This is a genomic window from Pseudophaeobacter profundi, assembly GCF_029697505.1.
Lineage (GTDB): Bacteria > Pseudomonadota > Alphaproteobacteria > Rhodobacterales > Rhodobacteraceae > Pseudophaeobacter > Pseudophaeobacter profundi.
In genome coordinates this window covers 236,859-251,825 of the sequence record NZ_JARJEF010000002.1, presented here as the reverse complement: position 1 = coordinate 251,825, position 14,967 = coordinate 236,859, and the positions used below count along the sequence as shown (strand labels likewise).

The window sequence follows — 14,967 nt, the reverse complement described above, 5'->3', positions numbered from 1 at the left end:
GCCATATCGGAGCAAAAAGTGGATAAAACGGACGAGCGCCTTATTGCCGCGCTACGGCATAATGCACGGGCCAGCCTGTCGGACCTGGCATTGCAACTGGATCTGTCGCGTACGACGGTGCGCGCCCGCATTGAACGGTTGCAGCTGCGCGGCGATGTTCTTGGCTTTACCGTTGTTCTAAAAGAAGATGTCCTGCGCGATCCGGTGCGCGGCTTGATGATGATCGGCATCGAAGGGCGCGGCGCCAGCCGGATTGTCCGCCAGCTTCAGGGCCTGCCGGAGGTCCGCGCCATTCATACCACCAACGGGCGCTGGGATTTGATCGTCGAGCTGGGAACCGAAACCTTGGAAACGCTGGATGCCGCGCTGGCCAAGATCCGTACCTTTGACGGGGTGGTCAGCAGTGAAACCAATCTTCTGCTTGCGACCAAGAAAGATTCCTAAGTGGCCTTCAGGACTTGCTGCGCGCAGCTGCAACCCAGAGACAGGCCAAACCGATAGACGCAATGGCATTCCAGCTGGCCATCGACAGGCCAAACAGGTCCCACGGTATATCATCACAGCGCACCAGCGGCGCTCCCAGGATCTGTTGCATCAATTGTTCCGGCGTCAGCCCGTCAATCGGCCCGGATGTACAGGTCGTCGGGCCTTGCCATAAACCGCGTTCCACCCCGGTGTGATAGATCCCGATGCCCGCTGTGGTCAGCGCCGCTGCAGCCCCAAGATAGAGCAGCGCGTTCATCGGCAGGATCAGCGCCAGAACGCCAATGCCGATTGCCGCCAGATGCGGGTAGCGCTGCCAATAGCACAGCTTACAGGGCGCCATCTCTCCGATATACTGAAAACCCAGCGCTCCCAACATCATAAGGGCAGAACCTACAGTTGCGGCCAGTAGAAAAAGACGTCGCATTCACAGATACCTCAGGGCAATAAATCCGCCAAAGAGGAGCACCATAAAGACGCAGAACACAAGCCCTAAACGGTGTTCAATGAAGCTGCGAATGGGGGCGCCAAACACCCGCAATAGCGCCGCAACGGCAAAAAATCGCAGCGCGCGTGCTAGCACAGAGGTCGCCATAAAGGTCGCAAGCGGCATGCCGGTCCAGCCCGACATGATGGTAATGACCTTATAGGGAAACGGCGTCACCCCAGCCCCCAGGACCGCCCAAAAGCCAAAGTCATTGAATTTGGAATTAAAAGCCTCCATCGCATCGCCTTTGCCCATGGCTTGCAGAATGGGTTGGCCAATCGTTTCATAGAACATCGCACCGATTGCATAGCCCAGCAGCCCCCCCGCAACAGAGGCCACCAGCGCCACCGAGGCGATCAGCCAGGCCCGAGAGGGCCGCGCCAGGATCATCGGAATCATCAAGACATCCGGCGGAATCGGAAAGACCGAGCTTTCGACAAAGGCAACCGCCGCCAACCACCACAGGGCATGTGGGTGATCCGCAAGGGCCATAGTTCGATCATACAGCCTGCGCAGCATCCAAAATACCTTTCCCATTAGTCTTTGGAAAAGGGGGTTACATGCGGCTGCGCAGAGGTCAATATCACCCTGCTGCAAGCGCATATTTTCTGCCGATTTTCTTGCGTTCTGCTGACATTTTCCTCTGGACCTCGGGGGCAGGCTTAGTTAGGAACAAGCCGTTGCCCAAGTGGCGGAATGGTAGACGCAGGGGATTCAAAATCCCCCGCTGGTGACAGCGTGCCGGTTCGAGTCCGGCCTTGGGTACCATCGAAATCAAGGCCTTGCGTGAGTTACTTCATGCAAGGCCTTGTTTGTTTTCCAGATCACTCACACACCCGACTCACACAGGCTCCTTTTGTTCGCCTTTTGGTCGCTTAGGTGCGACGATGTTGTGCGGCTTTTGATAGGGCTTTCCGACTTGCCTTCTTGCGTTGCTAAGTTGATGCAAGCCCTTGAGAACCTCCTCACAAGTTCCCCCATCACCTTTTCCTTCATGTTCTGTCGCGTCGGTTTTTGACTGTCTTGTGAACCTTCTTTGCGATGCTCGCTGGCAATACTTCTGCACCATGGCTAGCGTTTTGTGACCTGTCACAGATTGAATTTCCGCACTGCCATGCGGTACTGACCGATCTGGGGCCCGGACGTGAACCGCAATTGATCCTTGAACCCGGCGCCTTTCGCATATTCTGCCGGATTGCTGCGCTAGGCTCCGGCTTGGTGTCTGGCCTTATTCCGACCGATGCTTTCTTCGGGTCTTGGCCATTTCAGGATTGATCAATCCCAGAGGGCACTACAGGCGTTTCCATCAGGCATCGCCCAATTACTCTGTCGTCGCGAACGGCTGGACCCATGGGGGGCAGAGGCATTGTACGGCAGGATCCGGGCTGTCGGTTGGTGTTATGTGGTCTTTAGGCCATAGTCAGCAAAGGCCTGCTTTACCTCGGCCATTTCTTGCGCTCCCAGGACCTTGGGTGTGCCGATGCTCAGCGCGGTGGTATAGCCCTTGGCCAGGGTTTCCAGTTCGGTCATCCGCCAGAGCGCTCGTTCCAGGGTATCGCCGGTGACGACGGCACCGTGATTGGCCATCAGACAGCCCGCGCGATCCTGCAGCGCCGTAACCACCAGCGCAGAAAGGGCAGCGCTACCAAACAGGGCATAGCCTGCCAGTGGCACATCATCGCCGCCAAAGGCCGCAACCATATAGTGGCAGGCCGGGATGCTTTGGTGGTTCATTGCCAGGGCAGTGCAATGCACCGGATGGGCGTGAACAACCGCCATCACCGCAGGCTTGGCGCGTAGGATATCGCGATGAAACCGCCATTCGGACGATGGTTTCATCTGGCCCGGCATCGCGGCCCCATCGTCGAGCGGCAGGCGCACCAACATGTCGGGGTGCATCTTGGCATAGTCCACCCCCGAAGGCGTGATCAGAAAGCCGTCATCCAGACGCACAGAGATGTTGCCGGACACCCCCTGATTCACCCCGGTTGCATCCATCTGCAGGCAGGCATCAATGATGGTCTGACGGGTTTGGCGGCTGTCGGAATAGGCGGTGGTCATCTGGTTTGGGCCTCGCTCCGGCGTGGTGATTGCGGGGCCGCGCCTGCCAGATCTGGGAACAGGCCTGCCAGTCCCGCCGCACTGGCCGGGCAGATCCCGCGTTCGGTGATCAACCCGGTGACAAGACGATTTGGCGTGACATCAAAGGCCGGGTTGGCAACCGGCGCGCCAGGCGGAGTGACCTGTGCCTCGGCTATCTTGCCCTCGGCGCCGAGGCCCCAGACATGCGAAATCTCGCGCGCATTGCGTTCCTCGATCGGGATCTCTGACTGCCCTTCGGTGACGCTCCAGTCGATGGTCGGCGAGGGCAGGGCGACATAGAAGGGGATGTTGTTATCTTTGGCGGCCAAGGCCTTGAGATAAGTGCCAATCTTGTTGCAGACATCACCTTGCCGGGTGGTGCGATCGGTGCCAACGATGACCAGATCCACCTCTGCATTCTGCATTAGATGGCCGCCGGCATTATCGGTAATATAGCTGTGGCTGATCCCATGGCTGCCCAGCTCCCAGGCGGTCAGCGCGCCTTGATTCCGGGGGCGGGTTTCATCCACCCAGACATGCAGTGCGATTCCGGCATCATGGGCTTGATACATCGGGCTGGTTGCGGTGCCCCAGTCGACGGTGGCCAGCCAGCCAGCATTGCAATGGGTCAAGATCCGCACCGGGCTGCCGTCGGTTTTGCTGTCGGCAATGTCTCGGATCAGTGTCAGCCCATGCTGGCCAATACGGCGATTGATCTCGACGTCTTCGTCGGCGATCTCATGCGCCAGGGCAAGGGCCGCCGCGCCGCGCTGATCCTGGGGCAGGGGCAACAGCAAGTCGCGGCAACGCGTCAAGGCCCATCGCAGGTTGATCGCGGTGGGACGAGTTGCATTCAGCGCGCTCCAGGCACTGTCCAGCGCCGCGTCGCTGGGATCTTGCCGCATGGCCAATGCCATGCCATAGGCAACTGTTGCACCAATCAAGGGCGCGCCGCGTACCTGCATCTCTTTGATGGACTTCACATAATCTGACATGCTGTCGAGCTGCGCAATCTGGAAATCATGCGGCAACCACCGTTGATCAATGATTTGCAGCGCCTGGTGTTCTGTGTTCCACCAAAGGGATCGGTATGGCGTGCCGTCAACTTTCATGGGGTCCTCCTGGCTGGCTCGCCACGGCGAGTGATTTGCAAAACCGTTGGTAAGGTCGCGGAGCAAACCACCACAGCCCTGCACAATTGCCTATAGGTGTCGCGGAAAACAACCGCCAAGGCAAGACCAGCCAAACTGGCAGGCTGCCTAGGTGGCAGCACCTCTGGCAACAAATGCGCAGTTGTGCCCGGCGACCGCCGCCGCTAAATCGCCTGCTGCGCGGGTAACCAATCCTACCTACGCGGGGGCGGCAATCGCGCCGCCTGTTCAATGCTTGCACGATGACCGGGGGTGGCGCAGCCACTTTGGGTATTTTGCCGGGTGTGTTAAGTTGGCGTTGTTGACATGGATCAAGACGTTTTCGGCAGAGGTGATCTAGCCCTTCCCGATAGGCCGCTTGTGGCTGGGTTCGCGGCTAGTGTGATGTTCAGGTTTAAAAAAACAGTCGCTGAGGCCGGGAAAACCATGAATCACTGCATAACGGGCTTGCACCCATATGCGACATTCTGACACAGTGCGGCGACTCTCAGAGAGGGGGGCTTGGGGGAAATTTGGCAGTCTTGTGTCATATGCGAGGAAACAGTCATCTCACCCCTGTTGCTTGATTTTGAACAACTTGACAGGCGAGACCTCTTACAGGCTAGCTTGGGCAGCGCGATCAGATAACCCCTTTGTCGTGAGCATGGCCTACAGGCTGACCGGCAAAATGAGTGTGCGTAACCATCGTCGTTCCAACGCATGAACGGCGAGACTTCATGACCAATATATCGTGGGAGAGATCACATCATGAAATATTCTAAGTTGAGCATTGGCGCCGTTGTCGCCGCGACCTTCCTGGCACCTGCCGTCCAGGCCCAGGAATACATCACCATCGGCACCGGTGGTGTTACTGGCGTGTATTACCCAACTGGTGGTGCAATCTGCCGCCTGGTCAACAAGAACCGCAAAGAACACGGTTTCAAGTGCGCGGTCGAATCCACTGGCGGTTCGGTGTACAACATCAACACCATCCGCGAAGGCGAGCTGCAGTTCGGCGTTGCCCAGTCTGATTGGCAGCACCACGCCTATCACGGCACCTCCAAGTTTTCCGAGCAGGGCCCCTTTGAAGGCCTGCGCGCTGTGTTCTCTGTCCACCCAGAGCCCTTTACCGTTGTGGCGCGTGCCGACGCCGGCATCACCAACTTTGACGACCTGAAAGGGAAGCGCGTCAACATCGGTAACCCCGGTTCCGGCCAGCGCGGCACCATGGAAGTGCTGATGAACGCCAAGGGCTGGGGCATGGAAGATTTTGCCCTCGCAACCGAGCTGAAAGCCGCAGAACAGTCCGCCGCCCTGTGTGACAACCAGATCGATGCCATGGTCTATACCGTTGGCCATCCCTCCGGTTCGATCCAGGAAGCCACAACCGCCTGTGATTCCGTACTGGTGACCGTGGATGGCGATGCCGTGACCAAGCTGGTCGAGGACAATGCCTTTTACCGCACCGCCACCATCCCCGGCGGTATGTATCGTGGCTCTGACGAAGACACCCAGACTTTTGGTGTCGGTGCGACCTTCGTGTCCTCGACCGATGTTGCGGATGAAGCGGTCTATGCAGTTGTGAAATCGGTGTTTGAAAACTTCGATGCCTTCCGCAAGCTGCACCCTGCCTTTGCTCATCTGAAGCCTGAAGAGATGATCGCCGATGGTCTCTCGGCTCCGCTGCATGATGGCGCGGCGCAGTACTACCGTGAACAAGGTTGGATTGAATAATTAATCCAACACCATAGGGAGGGGCGCGATTTGGCGCCCCTTTCCAATTAAAAGGGGGCTGCCCCCAAAACAAAAGAGAGACAGACAGGGTCCGCAATCCAAGGGATCGCCTGAAACGACGGCGCCGGTCTGTATGGGAGATTATTCATGACATCCGATGTTCAGGGAAATCGACCGCTCAGCGAAGAAGAACTGCAGGAACTGGTCGCCTCCTCCGATGCAGGTGCGCGTAACCCTGTCGGAGCCGTTGGTCTTTCCCTGGCTGTCATCGCTGTTGCCTGGTCCGTTTTTCAAGTTGTTCTGGCCTCACCTCTGGCGAACTACCTGCTTCCAGGTGCCGTTAACAACAATTCACGCCTGATCCACCTGGCCTTTGCCCTGATGCTGGGGTTCATGGCCTATCCGGCCATGAACCGAACGAGCAGAAACCTGATTTCCTTTTCGCTGGGACATCTTGGCACCGTGCTGGGACTGGGGGCTTTTACGGTCGCCTTGATGGTGACTGTTGCGCCGGGCATTTCGATGAACGCCGCTGTTGGGGTTGGTGCTGTGGTGGCGCTGGTTCTGGTCGCGCCCACCTATTTGAACCGCAGCGGGATCGCCACGCGGCTTGAACAGATTGTCAGCGCGATGGGTGTTTTTGCGGCCATTTTTGTCTTGTCCTACAGTGGCCTTGCAATCCTTGGCCAATATCTCTTGGGCGGCTGGAGCAGCGGTCTGCAGATCGCCGCGATTGTCTTTGGATTGGCAGCCGGCGCCTTGGTCGTCCTGTCATATCTGCGGCAATGGTCCACGCCTGAGGACCATTTTGTTCCGGTACAAGATTGGGCGCTGGCGGCGGCGGGTGTCTTCGTTTCTATCTATGGGTTCCTGAACTACCAAAAGATCGTCGACAGCGGCGGCTTGGCCGATGACATCGATAAATTCTACGCGCTGGCGGGGCTCTTGATCCTGTTTGAAGCTGCCCGCCGGGCCTTGGGGCCGGCCATGGCCCTCATTGCCACGGTTTTTCTGGCTTATGTTTTCTTTGGTGCCTCTGAATGGGTGCCGGAAGTTATCCGCTGGAAGGGCGCAAGCCTGAAAAAAGCGATGAGCCATATGTGGATCACCTCTGAAGGGGTCTTTGGTATCGCGCTTGGCGTTTCAACCAAATTTGTGTTTCTTTTCGTGCTCTTCGGCGCTCTTCTTGATAAGGCCGGGGCGGGGAATTATTTCATCAAAATGGCTTTTGGCGCGCTTGGGCACCTGCGCGGTGGCCCGGCCAAGGCGGCCGTTGTGGGGTCTGCCGCAACCGGCCTGATTTCCGGATCTTCGATTGCCAATGTGGTGACCACCGGCACCTTTACCATCCCGCTGATGAAACGGGTCGGGTTTTCATCCGAGCAGGCCGGCTCGGTTGAGGTTGCCTCTTCGGTGAATGGGCAAATCATGCCACCGGTCATGGGGGCTGCGGCCTTCTTGATGGTGGAATATGTCGGCATTTCCTATGTCGAGGTGATCACCCATGCCTTTTTGCCCGCTGCTATTTCCTATATCGCGCTGGTCTATATCGTGCACCTGGAAGCGGTGAAGCGGAACATGCCAACCATTGGCAACCGCGAAGTCCACATGGCGCGCACCATTCTGGGCATGGCCAGTTTCTTTGCCGTCTTTGCCGGGCTTTGCTATGGTACGCAGTTCCCGGTCGAAGCTGCCTACAGATGGGTGCCTAGTGTGGCGGGGTTGCTGATGTTCGGGGTTGTTCTGGCCGTCTACCTTGCCCTTGTGGCGCTGGCGGCTGGCATTCCTGATCTGGAACCGGACGACCCGAATGCAAAAGAGGTGGAACTGCCCGATATCTCCAAGATTTACAAGGCCGGGCTGCACTATATGCTGCCGATCATCGTTCTTGTCTACTTTCTGATGATCGAACAGAAATCGCCTGGACTTTCGGCCTTTTGGGCCACGGCACTATTGTTTGTGATCCTGCTGACGCAAAAACCAATCAAGGCGTTTTTCCGAAACCAAAGCAACATGATGGCGACTTTTGTTGATGGTTGCCATGATCTGTGGAACGGCCTGATCGACGGGTCGCGCAACATGATTGGCATCGCGCTTGCCACTGCAACGGCCGGCGTCATCGTCGGTACCGTAACCCTGACCGGGGTTGGACAGGTGATGGCGGATCTGGTGGAAACCATGGCCTATGGGCTCACCTATCTGAGCGCACTTGGCGTGCATGCAATCAGCCCGTTGACTGACATGATCGGGATCACCAGCTTTGAGGGCACCGTGGCAGAACGCGCCGCAGATATGACCGGGACCATTCTGGTTTTTGTTCTGATCTGCGTTGGCCTCTTATCGCTTGTGCTGGGCATGGGGCTGCCCACAACCGCCAACTATATCGTTGTCAGTTCGCTGATGGCGGGGGTCGTGGTGGAACTGGGTGCCCAGTCCGGCCTGATCGTGCCGCTGATTGCCGTGCATCTGTTTGTGTTCTATTTTGGGATCATGGCCGATGTGACGCCACCGGTGGGGCTGGCCAGCTTTGCGGCTGCGGCTGTATCCGGGGGCGATGCCATCCGAACTGGTTTTGTAGCCTTCTTTTATAGTTTGCGAACAGTGGCTTTGCCCTTTGTCTTTATCTTCAACACCGATCTGTTGTTGATTGATGTCACCTGGACGCAGGGTATATTGGTTGCCATCTCTGCCACCATCGCCATTCTGGTCTTCACCGCAGGCACCATGGGCTATTTCGTGACCCGCAGCCGCTTTTATGAAAGCCTGTTGTTGGTCTTTGTCGCCTTTGCGCTGTTCCGTCCGGATTTCTGGATGAACCGGATCATGCCTGCCCATACCGAGGTTGCGCCCATCGAATTGGTTCAGGCACTGGATCAGGCAAGCCCCGGACAAGAACTGCGCCTAACGATCGAGGGGCCAGATTTCGACACTGGTGAGATCGCCTCTACGACGCTCGTTGTACAGGTGCTGGATGGCCTGGACGGGGCTGCAATGGCGGAAAAGGCAGGTCTGATCCTGCTGCCAGAAGAGACACAGATGAACCTGGATGCGCCTGGTTTTGGTACCCCGGCCGAACAGGATCTTGGCAGCTTTGACTTTTACGGTGATAGCCCTGTTTTTGTGAAAGAAATCCTTGCTCCTGCCGATCAGCTTCCGAAAGAGCTGATCTTTGTTCCGGCGCTGGTTTTACTCGGTCTGATCGCCCTGATGCAACGCGGCCGCGTCCGCAAGGAAGAAGAAGGAGTAGTGACATGAGCAAATCTATTCTGTGCGCGGTCGAGTTAAGCGACAGCGCCACTGACAAGATGGTTCTCGCACAGGCTGGCCGTTTGGCCGATCTCGACAAGGCCCAGTTGGATGTGGTCAACGTGCTGCCGGATTTTGGCGAAAGCTGGGTCTCTGGTTTCTTTGAAAGCCATCACCACGAAAAGGCGATCGAAGAGACGACCGAAAAGCTCGAAGCCATCTGTGCAGAGGTCTTGGGTAAGGATCGCAATAGCAAGATCCGTCACATCGTTGCCACCGGCACCGCCTATCAAGAGATCCTGAAGGTGGCCAAGGCAGCCGGCACCGATCTTATCGTGATAGGCGCCCATAAGCCGGATTTAAAAGACTATTTGCTAGGCCCCAATGCAGCCAGGGTGATCCGCCATTCGGATTGCTCTGTTTTTGTGGTGCGTTAGCGGATGTTGCGCACAGATGGCTACCGGTTTTGCGCATCCAAAACATGCGCAATCAAACCCTAGCCTGCGGCATACATCACCAAACCAGAAAGGGGCGCCGCAAGGGCGCCCCTTTTATTCATAACCGGTCATTTCCAGATAGCCGCTGCCACTGTGGCTGCCGCTCACCTCTACCGGGCCTTCCCAATAGGGAAAGGAAAGATCCATCCAGCTTTGCGGGTTAAGCGCCTCTACTGTCACGGAAACATCCCGATCGGGCAGGGTGACTTGCCAGCGCGTGGGCAGCTGTCGCTCTGCGACTGTGCTCTGGGTCAGTGGCTCGGCCTGAAAGGTGCCGGGGGGCAGCGGCTGCGCGGTTCCACTGGCTGTAATCCAGGTGCCAGAACGGAAATCCACGCTGCCATCGGTCCGTCGCAGCACAAACCCCATCAGCTTTTCGCCACTGTCAAAGCGCAGCGAAAACCAATCCCAGCCGCTTTGTTCCTGCGACAGCGGCTGGCTTGACCATTCACGATCAAGCCAGCCCATGCCGGTGACCTCAACCGGGCCAGAGGGCAGGCGGAGCGTACCTGAGATTTGGTAGTTGGGCTGCGCATAGTAATAGCTGGCCTGCCCATCGGTGGATTTCACCGAATAGCCTGCTGCACCGTGCAAGATCAGCGGTTCTTGGGTGTGGGCGCTCAGCGTATATGAAAACTCTGTTCCAGCCGCGGTGATGTCCAACTGGCCAAGGTCGGCATCGCCTGCCATATCCCAATCGTCGATCCAGGCCTGAAAGCCGGGGCTGATGGAGACACCCGCCTGACCAATCCCGCCACGCGCCAGGCGTTCTGCGGTGAAATGCTGCCGGGCGCTGGTCACGGCGGCATGGCCCATCCAGATTTGCGGGCTTTGCCAGCCCTCGGCCTCTCCGGGGGCCAGGGCGCTGCGAAACAGGGTCCATTGGATCCCATATCTGCGCCCCTCTGTATCTGTCAGATTCGCGGTCAAATACCACCATTCAATGCGGAAATCGGGATGCGCCCCGTGATCGCGTGGAAAGACCAGCGGTAGATCCGGGCTGGGCTGGGCAAAGCCCTCTGCGGCGGTAGTGCCAAGCCCGGCAAAGCCCTGGGCGTTGACCGCTGGCCCAATCATACAGAGAACCAGCCAGATAATCAGGGGTTTAGCGTTCACTTGAAAAGACCTTTAACAATTCACTGGGACTGATGCGGAACAGGCGCCAGGCGGGCAGCAGGGCGGCAAGACCCGCCGCCAGCAGGGCCAGCAGCACCAGGGCCAACCAGTTCATCGGGAACAGATAGACCGGCAGCCGCCAGCCGAAGGCCGCAGTATTGATCACCACAAGCAGCGCCCAAGAGAGCAGCAGCCCCAGCGGCAGGGCCAACAGAGCCGTTAGCCCGGCCATGAGCAGGCTGCGCAGGATATCGATCAGGGCCAAGCTGCGACGGCGCACCCCCATGGCCCAGACCGGGGCAAGCTGTGGCAACCTCTGGTTCCAAAGCGTTGCCAGGCTGGTGAAAATGGCAAAGCTGGCCACCGCCAAGGTCAGCAGTTTCAGCGCATCGGTAATCAAAAAGGTTTGGTCAAACACTGCCATGGATCTGGCCTTTGCCAAGTCTTTCTGAGTGATGTTTTCCCGTGGAATTTCAAACCGTTCCTGCAGCATGTTGATCACCTGTTTCACCTGTGTGGGATCAAGGCGCAGCGCAAATCGCAGATTGTCCACATCGGGGGCGTTTTTCAGCAATTGCGGCAGTGACACCATCGCCTGGCCATGTGGGTTGCCGTAGTCGGCATAGATGCCCAGGATCTCGCTCGGCCAGCCAGCGGGCAGATCAATATGCGCACCAAGCTGCAGATCGGCCCGCCGCGCCAGTTGTTCGCTGACCAAGACACCACGGCCCTGCACCAGCAGATCCCAAGCCTCGGGCCGGGCGGAAATCATCGGCCAATTGTTGCGATAGAGTTCATCGTCGCGCAGTCCGTAAATCTTTAACTGGCCGGTGCTGTGCTGCATCTCCTTGCTGCGGATCGGCAGCACCGTCAGCCCCTGCTGGCTCAGCCAAGCCTGCACCTCTGCGCCCTGGGCATCATCCAGGGTGGTCACATATAGATCCGCGGCAAGCCGCTGATCCAGCCAATCCACAAAGGTGAGCCGAAAACTGGAAACCATTGTTCCAACGCCAATATTTGTTGCCAGCGCCAGCATAAGAGCCATCAGCGCCAGCGACAGGCCCGGCAGTTGTGCCCGTGCATCTGCCCAAAGCCATTGCATAAGCGGTGCCCGCGTCCGGGCCTGCGCCATCCCCAGCAATGACCATAGAACATAGGGCAGTAGCAGCGCCGCGCCCAGCATTACCCCGCCCAGAAACATGAACCCACCGATCAACCCCTCGACCAGCGCCAAGGCCAGCACCCCGCCCAGGCTTAGCCCGATGCCCGCCGCCGCCCATGCGGTGTAGCTTTGCAGCAACCGTTGGCCGCGCGCCTGGGTAGAGGGTGCCTGCAGGATCGGCAGCTTCCATAGGGTGTAAAAGGCATGGGCGCTGGCGAGACTGGCCCCGGCCAGGGTCATTGCCAGCCCCGACAGAATCCAGGCGGGCTGCAGGGAAAGCGCACCACTTACCTCGGCACCATATAGCCCAGAGAGGGTTGCCGCCACGCCAGGCAAGAGCGACGCGGCGAGAAAATAACCCAATATCAAACCGATAAAGGCGGAAGCCACTGCAATCAGTGTGATCTCTACCACCAAGATCAAGATCATCTGCGCAAAGGGGAGTCCAAGGCAGCGGAGAGTGCGCAGCAGGCCACGGCGTTGCTCCATCGCGAGGCCAATGGTGCCTTGCACGATAAACAGCCCAACAATAAAGGATAAAAACCCAAAGGCAGTCAGGTTAAGGTGAAAGCTTTCTGTTAGGGTGCCAGGGTTCATACGGGCCGTGCCACCGGGGGCCAGTTTGATATGCGCGGGCAACGAGGCAAGCGCCCTGGTATCCGGTGGCCGCATATCTGCTCCGCTGTCGGCTGAAGGCATCGCACCTGGCCCGGTGTCACCCAGCAGGATCAAGCGGCTCAAATCGTCCGGGCGCTGCAAAAGCCTGCTCACCAACGAAATATCTGCCACGGCGAGCCCAAGCGGAACCGCTTCTGACCGAAAGATCTGCATCTCTTTCAGCACAGATGGGAGCAGTTTTTCGGTTTCTGGATGCAGAACTATCCCACCGGGTTCGTGTAATATCCCGCGTAGAAAATCGGAATCTCCACCTAGGCTTTCTGCCGGAAACAGCCGCGCTACCTGTGGCGAGGTCAAGACATCTATTCCTATAAGGTCAATGCTTTGCCCAGCATTCCTATACTGGCCTTCCAACACCGGTGTCAGCTTCCAGCCTTGGCGTTTCAGGGTGACATAGTCAGATAGATGCAAACTTCCGCCCGGCGAAACCAGGCTGGTCCCGTCCAGTTGCTGTAAAAAATCCTGCGCCTGGGCGTAGCTCTGTCTGGCTTGGCCGTTGATGGCCTGAACCGCTGACCACAGGGTGGTGGCCAGCGCCAAGCCCGCGACCAGCGCAAACAGTTGAAAACGGTGGCGCGACCAATAGGACAGCAGCGTATGAAAAGCTGCTCGCATCATCGCAATTTGCCACCGCTCAGATGCAGTTGGCGATCCAGCTTGGCGGCAATTCTGGGGGAATGGGTCACAAGGAACAGCGCGCTATCGCTTTCCTGCACCAGTTCAAGCATCAGCGCCAGCACCGCATCGCTGCTGTCCTCATCCAAGTTGCCGGTGGGTTCATCCGCAAGCAGAAGTTTGGGTCGCAGGGCCAGCGCGCGGGCGATGGCAACCCGTTGCTGCTGCCCCCCCGAGAGCTGCTCTGGGTAGCGCGACAACAGCGCGGAGAGCCCAAGGCGATCTGCCAGATGCGCCTGCAGGCTGGCGTCATATCGGCCTGCCAGCTTTGCGTGCAGCGCAATATTGGCGGCGACATCTAGTGAGGGGATGATATTAAATTGTTGAAAAACAATAGAAACCTTTAGTCGACGCAGCGCGGCGCGTGCGGCTTCCTGCAGGCCGCTCAGCGGTATGCCATCCAGATGAATTTCACCACTGTCAAAACCATCCAAGGCCCCGACAAGATGCAGCAGAGTTGATTTTCCCGATCCACTTTCGCCAGTCAGCGCAAGCGACTGCCCCGCCGAAAGCTGCAAGGAAACCTGATCTAATATTGGTCGCCCCAGGCCAGAATTGGGGAGTGTCTTGCTGACGTTGGAAATAGACAGGACCATGACATTCTGCTCCGTTTGGGCGATGTCGGCAGTGAATACCCTGACGACCCAACTGTCCAGATGCGGTACGCCTTTGGTCAGGCCGCAAGATCAGCATAGGGCTGGTCATTGCAGCGCAGTTGTGGAAGGTTATGCCCATGAAAAGCAGCACTTTCTATCCGATCTGGGCCCGCGCCCTCTGGCTTTCCCTGAAGCGTTTCAACCGCAAGGCAGGCTGGGTCATGAGCAGCCATATCGCCATGTCAATGATGTTGGCGCTGTTTCCGTTTGTGCTGTTCACCGTCGCCCTGGCTGGTGCGGTGGCAAACATTTTTTCGCGCAATATCGATCTGGATGATCTGGTCGATCTGGTCTTTGGCGGCTGGCCAGAGGCGGTCTCGGCGCCGATCCTGACTGAGCTTTATGCAGTCCTTGAGAACTCAAACACCGGGCTGATCACCATCGGCGGTGTGCTGGCGCTCTATTTTGCGGCAAATGGCGTCAATGCGGTGCGGGTCGCCATGGTACGGGCTTATCATGAACGCGACACACGCCCCTATTGGAAATCGCGGCTGATCTGTCTTGGTTTTGTCATCCTGGGCGGAACGGGCATCCTGATCGCTGCGATATTCAAGGTTATTTTGCCGTTGTATCTGCGCTACCTGGCTGATTTTTTCCCCAATGTGGATCTGTCATTCAACATCCCGATTGGCATCAATGGGCTGGTAGCAGCTGTGGTGCCTTTTGTGGCGGTCTTTCTCTGCCATCTGGTCTTGCCGGGGCAGATCTACCGGCTGAAGGACATCCTGCCAGGGACGCTTTTGACCGTCGCGTTGTGGTGGGCCGCCGGGATTGGATTTGCCTTCTACATCAGCGCGATCGCGCAGTATTCGGCGACCTACGCTGGGCTGGCCGGGGCGATGGCGGCGATGATTTTTCTCTATGTGAATGCGGCGATTTTGATCCTTGGGGCAGAATACAACGGCGCCCTGATTGACCTGCGCAAAACGGATGCGGGACAGGTGGCAAAAACACCACATGTTTCCTGATTGGAAACAATGGGGCAGCTTTGCCACATTTCGGCCATGCCGGTTTTCTATTC

Annotated in this window: 12 protein-coding genes and 1 tRNA gene; 6 read left to right on the top strand and 7 right to left on the bottom strand. The window is 57.8% G+C overall.

Annotation, left to right across the window (positions count from 1 at the left end):
• Positions 1-18 precede the first annotated feature (18 nt).
• On the top strand, positions 19-444 hold the full coding sequence (locus P2081_RS04415) for an Lrp/AsnC family transcriptional regulator (protein WP_027240242.1): 426 nt from the start codon (positions 19-21) through the stop codon (positions 442-444).
• Between the two features lie 7 nt (positions 445-451).
• Here the strand turns inward: P2081_RS04415 and P2081_RS04410 are convergent, their stop codons facing one another.
• Entirely contained in the window at positions 452-910 is a 459-nt protein-coding gene (locus P2081_RS04410) for a disulfide bond formation protein B (RefSeq protein ID WP_278921670.1), read from the bottom strand.
• A complete protein-coding gene (locus P2081_RS04405) occupies positions 911-1,489 on the bottom strand; it encodes a YqaA family protein (RefSeq protein WP_278921949.1) in 579 nt (192 codons plus the stop codon). It lies immediately after the preceding gene.
• Positions 1,490-1,652: 163 nt separating this feature from the next.
• On the opposite strand from P2081_RS04405, the gene P2081_RS04400 reads away from it, so the two are divergent.
• Positions 1,653-1,738: transfer RNA gene (locus P2081_RS04400), tRNA-Leu, on the top strand.
• Positions 1,739-2,368: 630 nt separating this feature from the next.
• On the opposite strand, the gene P2081_RS04395 is transcribed toward P2081_RS04400, so the two are convergent.
• Positions 2,369-3,031 (bottom strand): class II aldolase/adducin family protein, encoded by a 663-nt coding sequence (locus P2081_RS04395; protein ID WP_278921669.1) that lies wholly within the window; start codon positions 3,029-3,031, stop codon positions 2,369-2,371.
• Positions 3,028-4,164: an S-methyl-5-thioribose-1-phosphate isomerase gene (gene mtnA, locus P2081_RS04390; protein ID WP_278921668.1), complete on the bottom strand. Its 1,137-nt coding sequence runs from the start codon at positions 4,162-4,164 to the stop codon at positions 3,028-3,030. The genes P2081_RS04395 and mtnA overlap by 4 nt, the downstream gene beginning before the upstream one ends.
• Positions 4,165-4,950: 786 nt before the next feature.
• Here mtnA and P2081_RS04385 point away from each other — a divergent pair.
• The 3 genes from P2081_RS04385 (at position 4,951) to P2081_RS04375 (ending at position 9,599) form a co-directional block, all read left to right on the top strand.
• On the top strand, positions 4,951-5,916 hold the full coding sequence (locus tag P2081_RS04385) for a TAXI family TRAP transporter solute-binding subunit (protein ID WP_278921667.1): 966 nt from the start codon (positions 4,951-4,953) through the stop codon (positions 5,914-5,916).
• 147 nt (positions 5,917-6,063) lie between these two features.
• Positions 6,064-9,171, top strand: coding sequence for a TRAP transporter permease (locus P2081_RS04380; RefSeq protein ID WP_278921666.1), 3,108 nt, complete (start codon positions 6,064-6,066; stop codon positions 9,169-9,171).
• Positions 9,168-9,599, top strand: coding sequence for a universal stress protein (locus P2081_RS04375; protein WP_278921665.1), 432 nt, complete (start codon positions 9,168-9,170; stop codon positions 9,597-9,599). Before P2081_RS04380 ends, P2081_RS04375 begins: the two co-directional genes overlap by 4 nt.
• Before the next feature lie 114 nt (positions 9,600-9,713).
• Here P2081_RS04375 and P2081_RS04370 read toward each other — a convergent pair whose 3' ends face one another.
• The 3 genes from P2081_RS04370 to P2081_RS04360 are packed head-to-tail and all read right to left on the bottom strand — an operon-like array spanning position 9,714 to position 13,886.
• A complete protein-coding gene (locus P2081_RS04370; protein WP_278921664.1) occupies positions 9,714-10,736 on the bottom strand; it encodes a lipocalin-like domain-containing protein in 1,023 nt (340 codons plus the stop codon).
• 28 nt (positions 10,737-10,764) lie between these two features.
• Positions 10,765-13,233 (bottom strand): FtsX-like permease family protein, encoded by a 2,469-nt coding sequence (locus tag P2081_RS04365; RefSeq protein ID WP_278921663.1) that lies wholly within the window; start codon positions 13,231-13,233, stop codon positions 10,765-10,767.
• A complete protein-coding gene (locus P2081_RS04360; protein WP_278921662.1) occupies positions 13,230-13,886 on the bottom strand; it encodes an ABC transporter ATP-binding protein in 657 nt (218 codons plus the stop codon). The genes P2081_RS04365 and P2081_RS04360 overlap by 4 nt, the downstream gene beginning before the upstream one ends.
• A gap of 137 nt (positions 13,887-14,023) precedes the next feature.
• Between P2081_RS04360 and P2081_RS04355 the strand changes: the two genes are divergently transcribed.
• Positions 14,024-14,914, top strand: coding sequence for a YihY/virulence factor BrkB family protein (locus P2081_RS04355; protein ID WP_278921661.1), 891 nt, complete (start codon positions 14,024-14,026; stop codon positions 14,912-14,914).
• Positions 14,915-14,967 lie beyond the last annotated feature (53 nt).

Excerpts from the sequence above, each read along its gene's own strand:
- P2081_RS04410 (WP_278921670.1), bottom strand. The coding sequence starts at position 910 with ATGCGACGTCTTTTTCTACTGGCCGCAACTGTAGGTTCTGCCCTTATG.
- P2081_RS04405 (WP_278921949.1), bottom strand. The coding sequence starts at position 1,489 with ATGCTGCGCAGGCTGTATGATCGAACTATGGCCCTTGCGGATCACCCA.
- P2081_RS04395 (WP_278921669.1), bottom strand. The coding sequence starts at position 3,031 with ATGACCACCGCCTATTCCGACAGCCGCCAAACCCGTCAGACCATCATT.
- mtnA (WP_278921668.1), bottom strand. The coding sequence starts at position 4,164 with ATGAAAGTTGACGGCACGCCATACCGATCCCTTTGGTGGAACACAGAA.
- P2081_RS04385 (WP_278921667.1), top strand. The coding sequence starts at position 4,951 with ATGAAATATTCTAAGTTGAGCATTGGCGCCGTTGTCGCCGCGACCTTC.
- P2081_RS04380 (WP_278921666.1), top strand. The coding sequence starts at position 6,064 with ATGACATCCGATGTTCAGGGAAATCGACCGCTCAGCGAAGAAGAACTG.
- P2081_RS04375 (WP_278921665.1), top strand. The coding sequence starts at position 9,168 with ATGAGCAAATCTATTCTGTGCGCGGTCGAGTTAAGCGACAGCGCCACT.
- P2081_RS04370 (WP_278921664.1), bottom strand. The coding sequence starts at position 10,736 with ATGATTGGGCCAGCGGTCAACGCCCAGGGCTTTGCCGGGCTTGGCACT.
- P2081_RS04365 (WP_278921663.1), bottom strand. The coding sequence starts at position 13,233 with ATGATGCGAGCAGCTTTTCATACGCTGCTGTCCTATTGGTCGCGCCAC.
- P2081_RS04360 (WP_278921662.1), bottom strand. The coding sequence starts at position 13,886 with ATGGTCCTGTCTATTTCCAACGTCAGCAAGACACTCCCCAATTCTGGC.
- P2081_RS04355 (WP_278921661.1), top strand. The coding sequence starts at position 14,024 with ATGAAAAGCAGCACTTTCTATCCGATCTGGGCCCGCGCCCTCTGGCTT.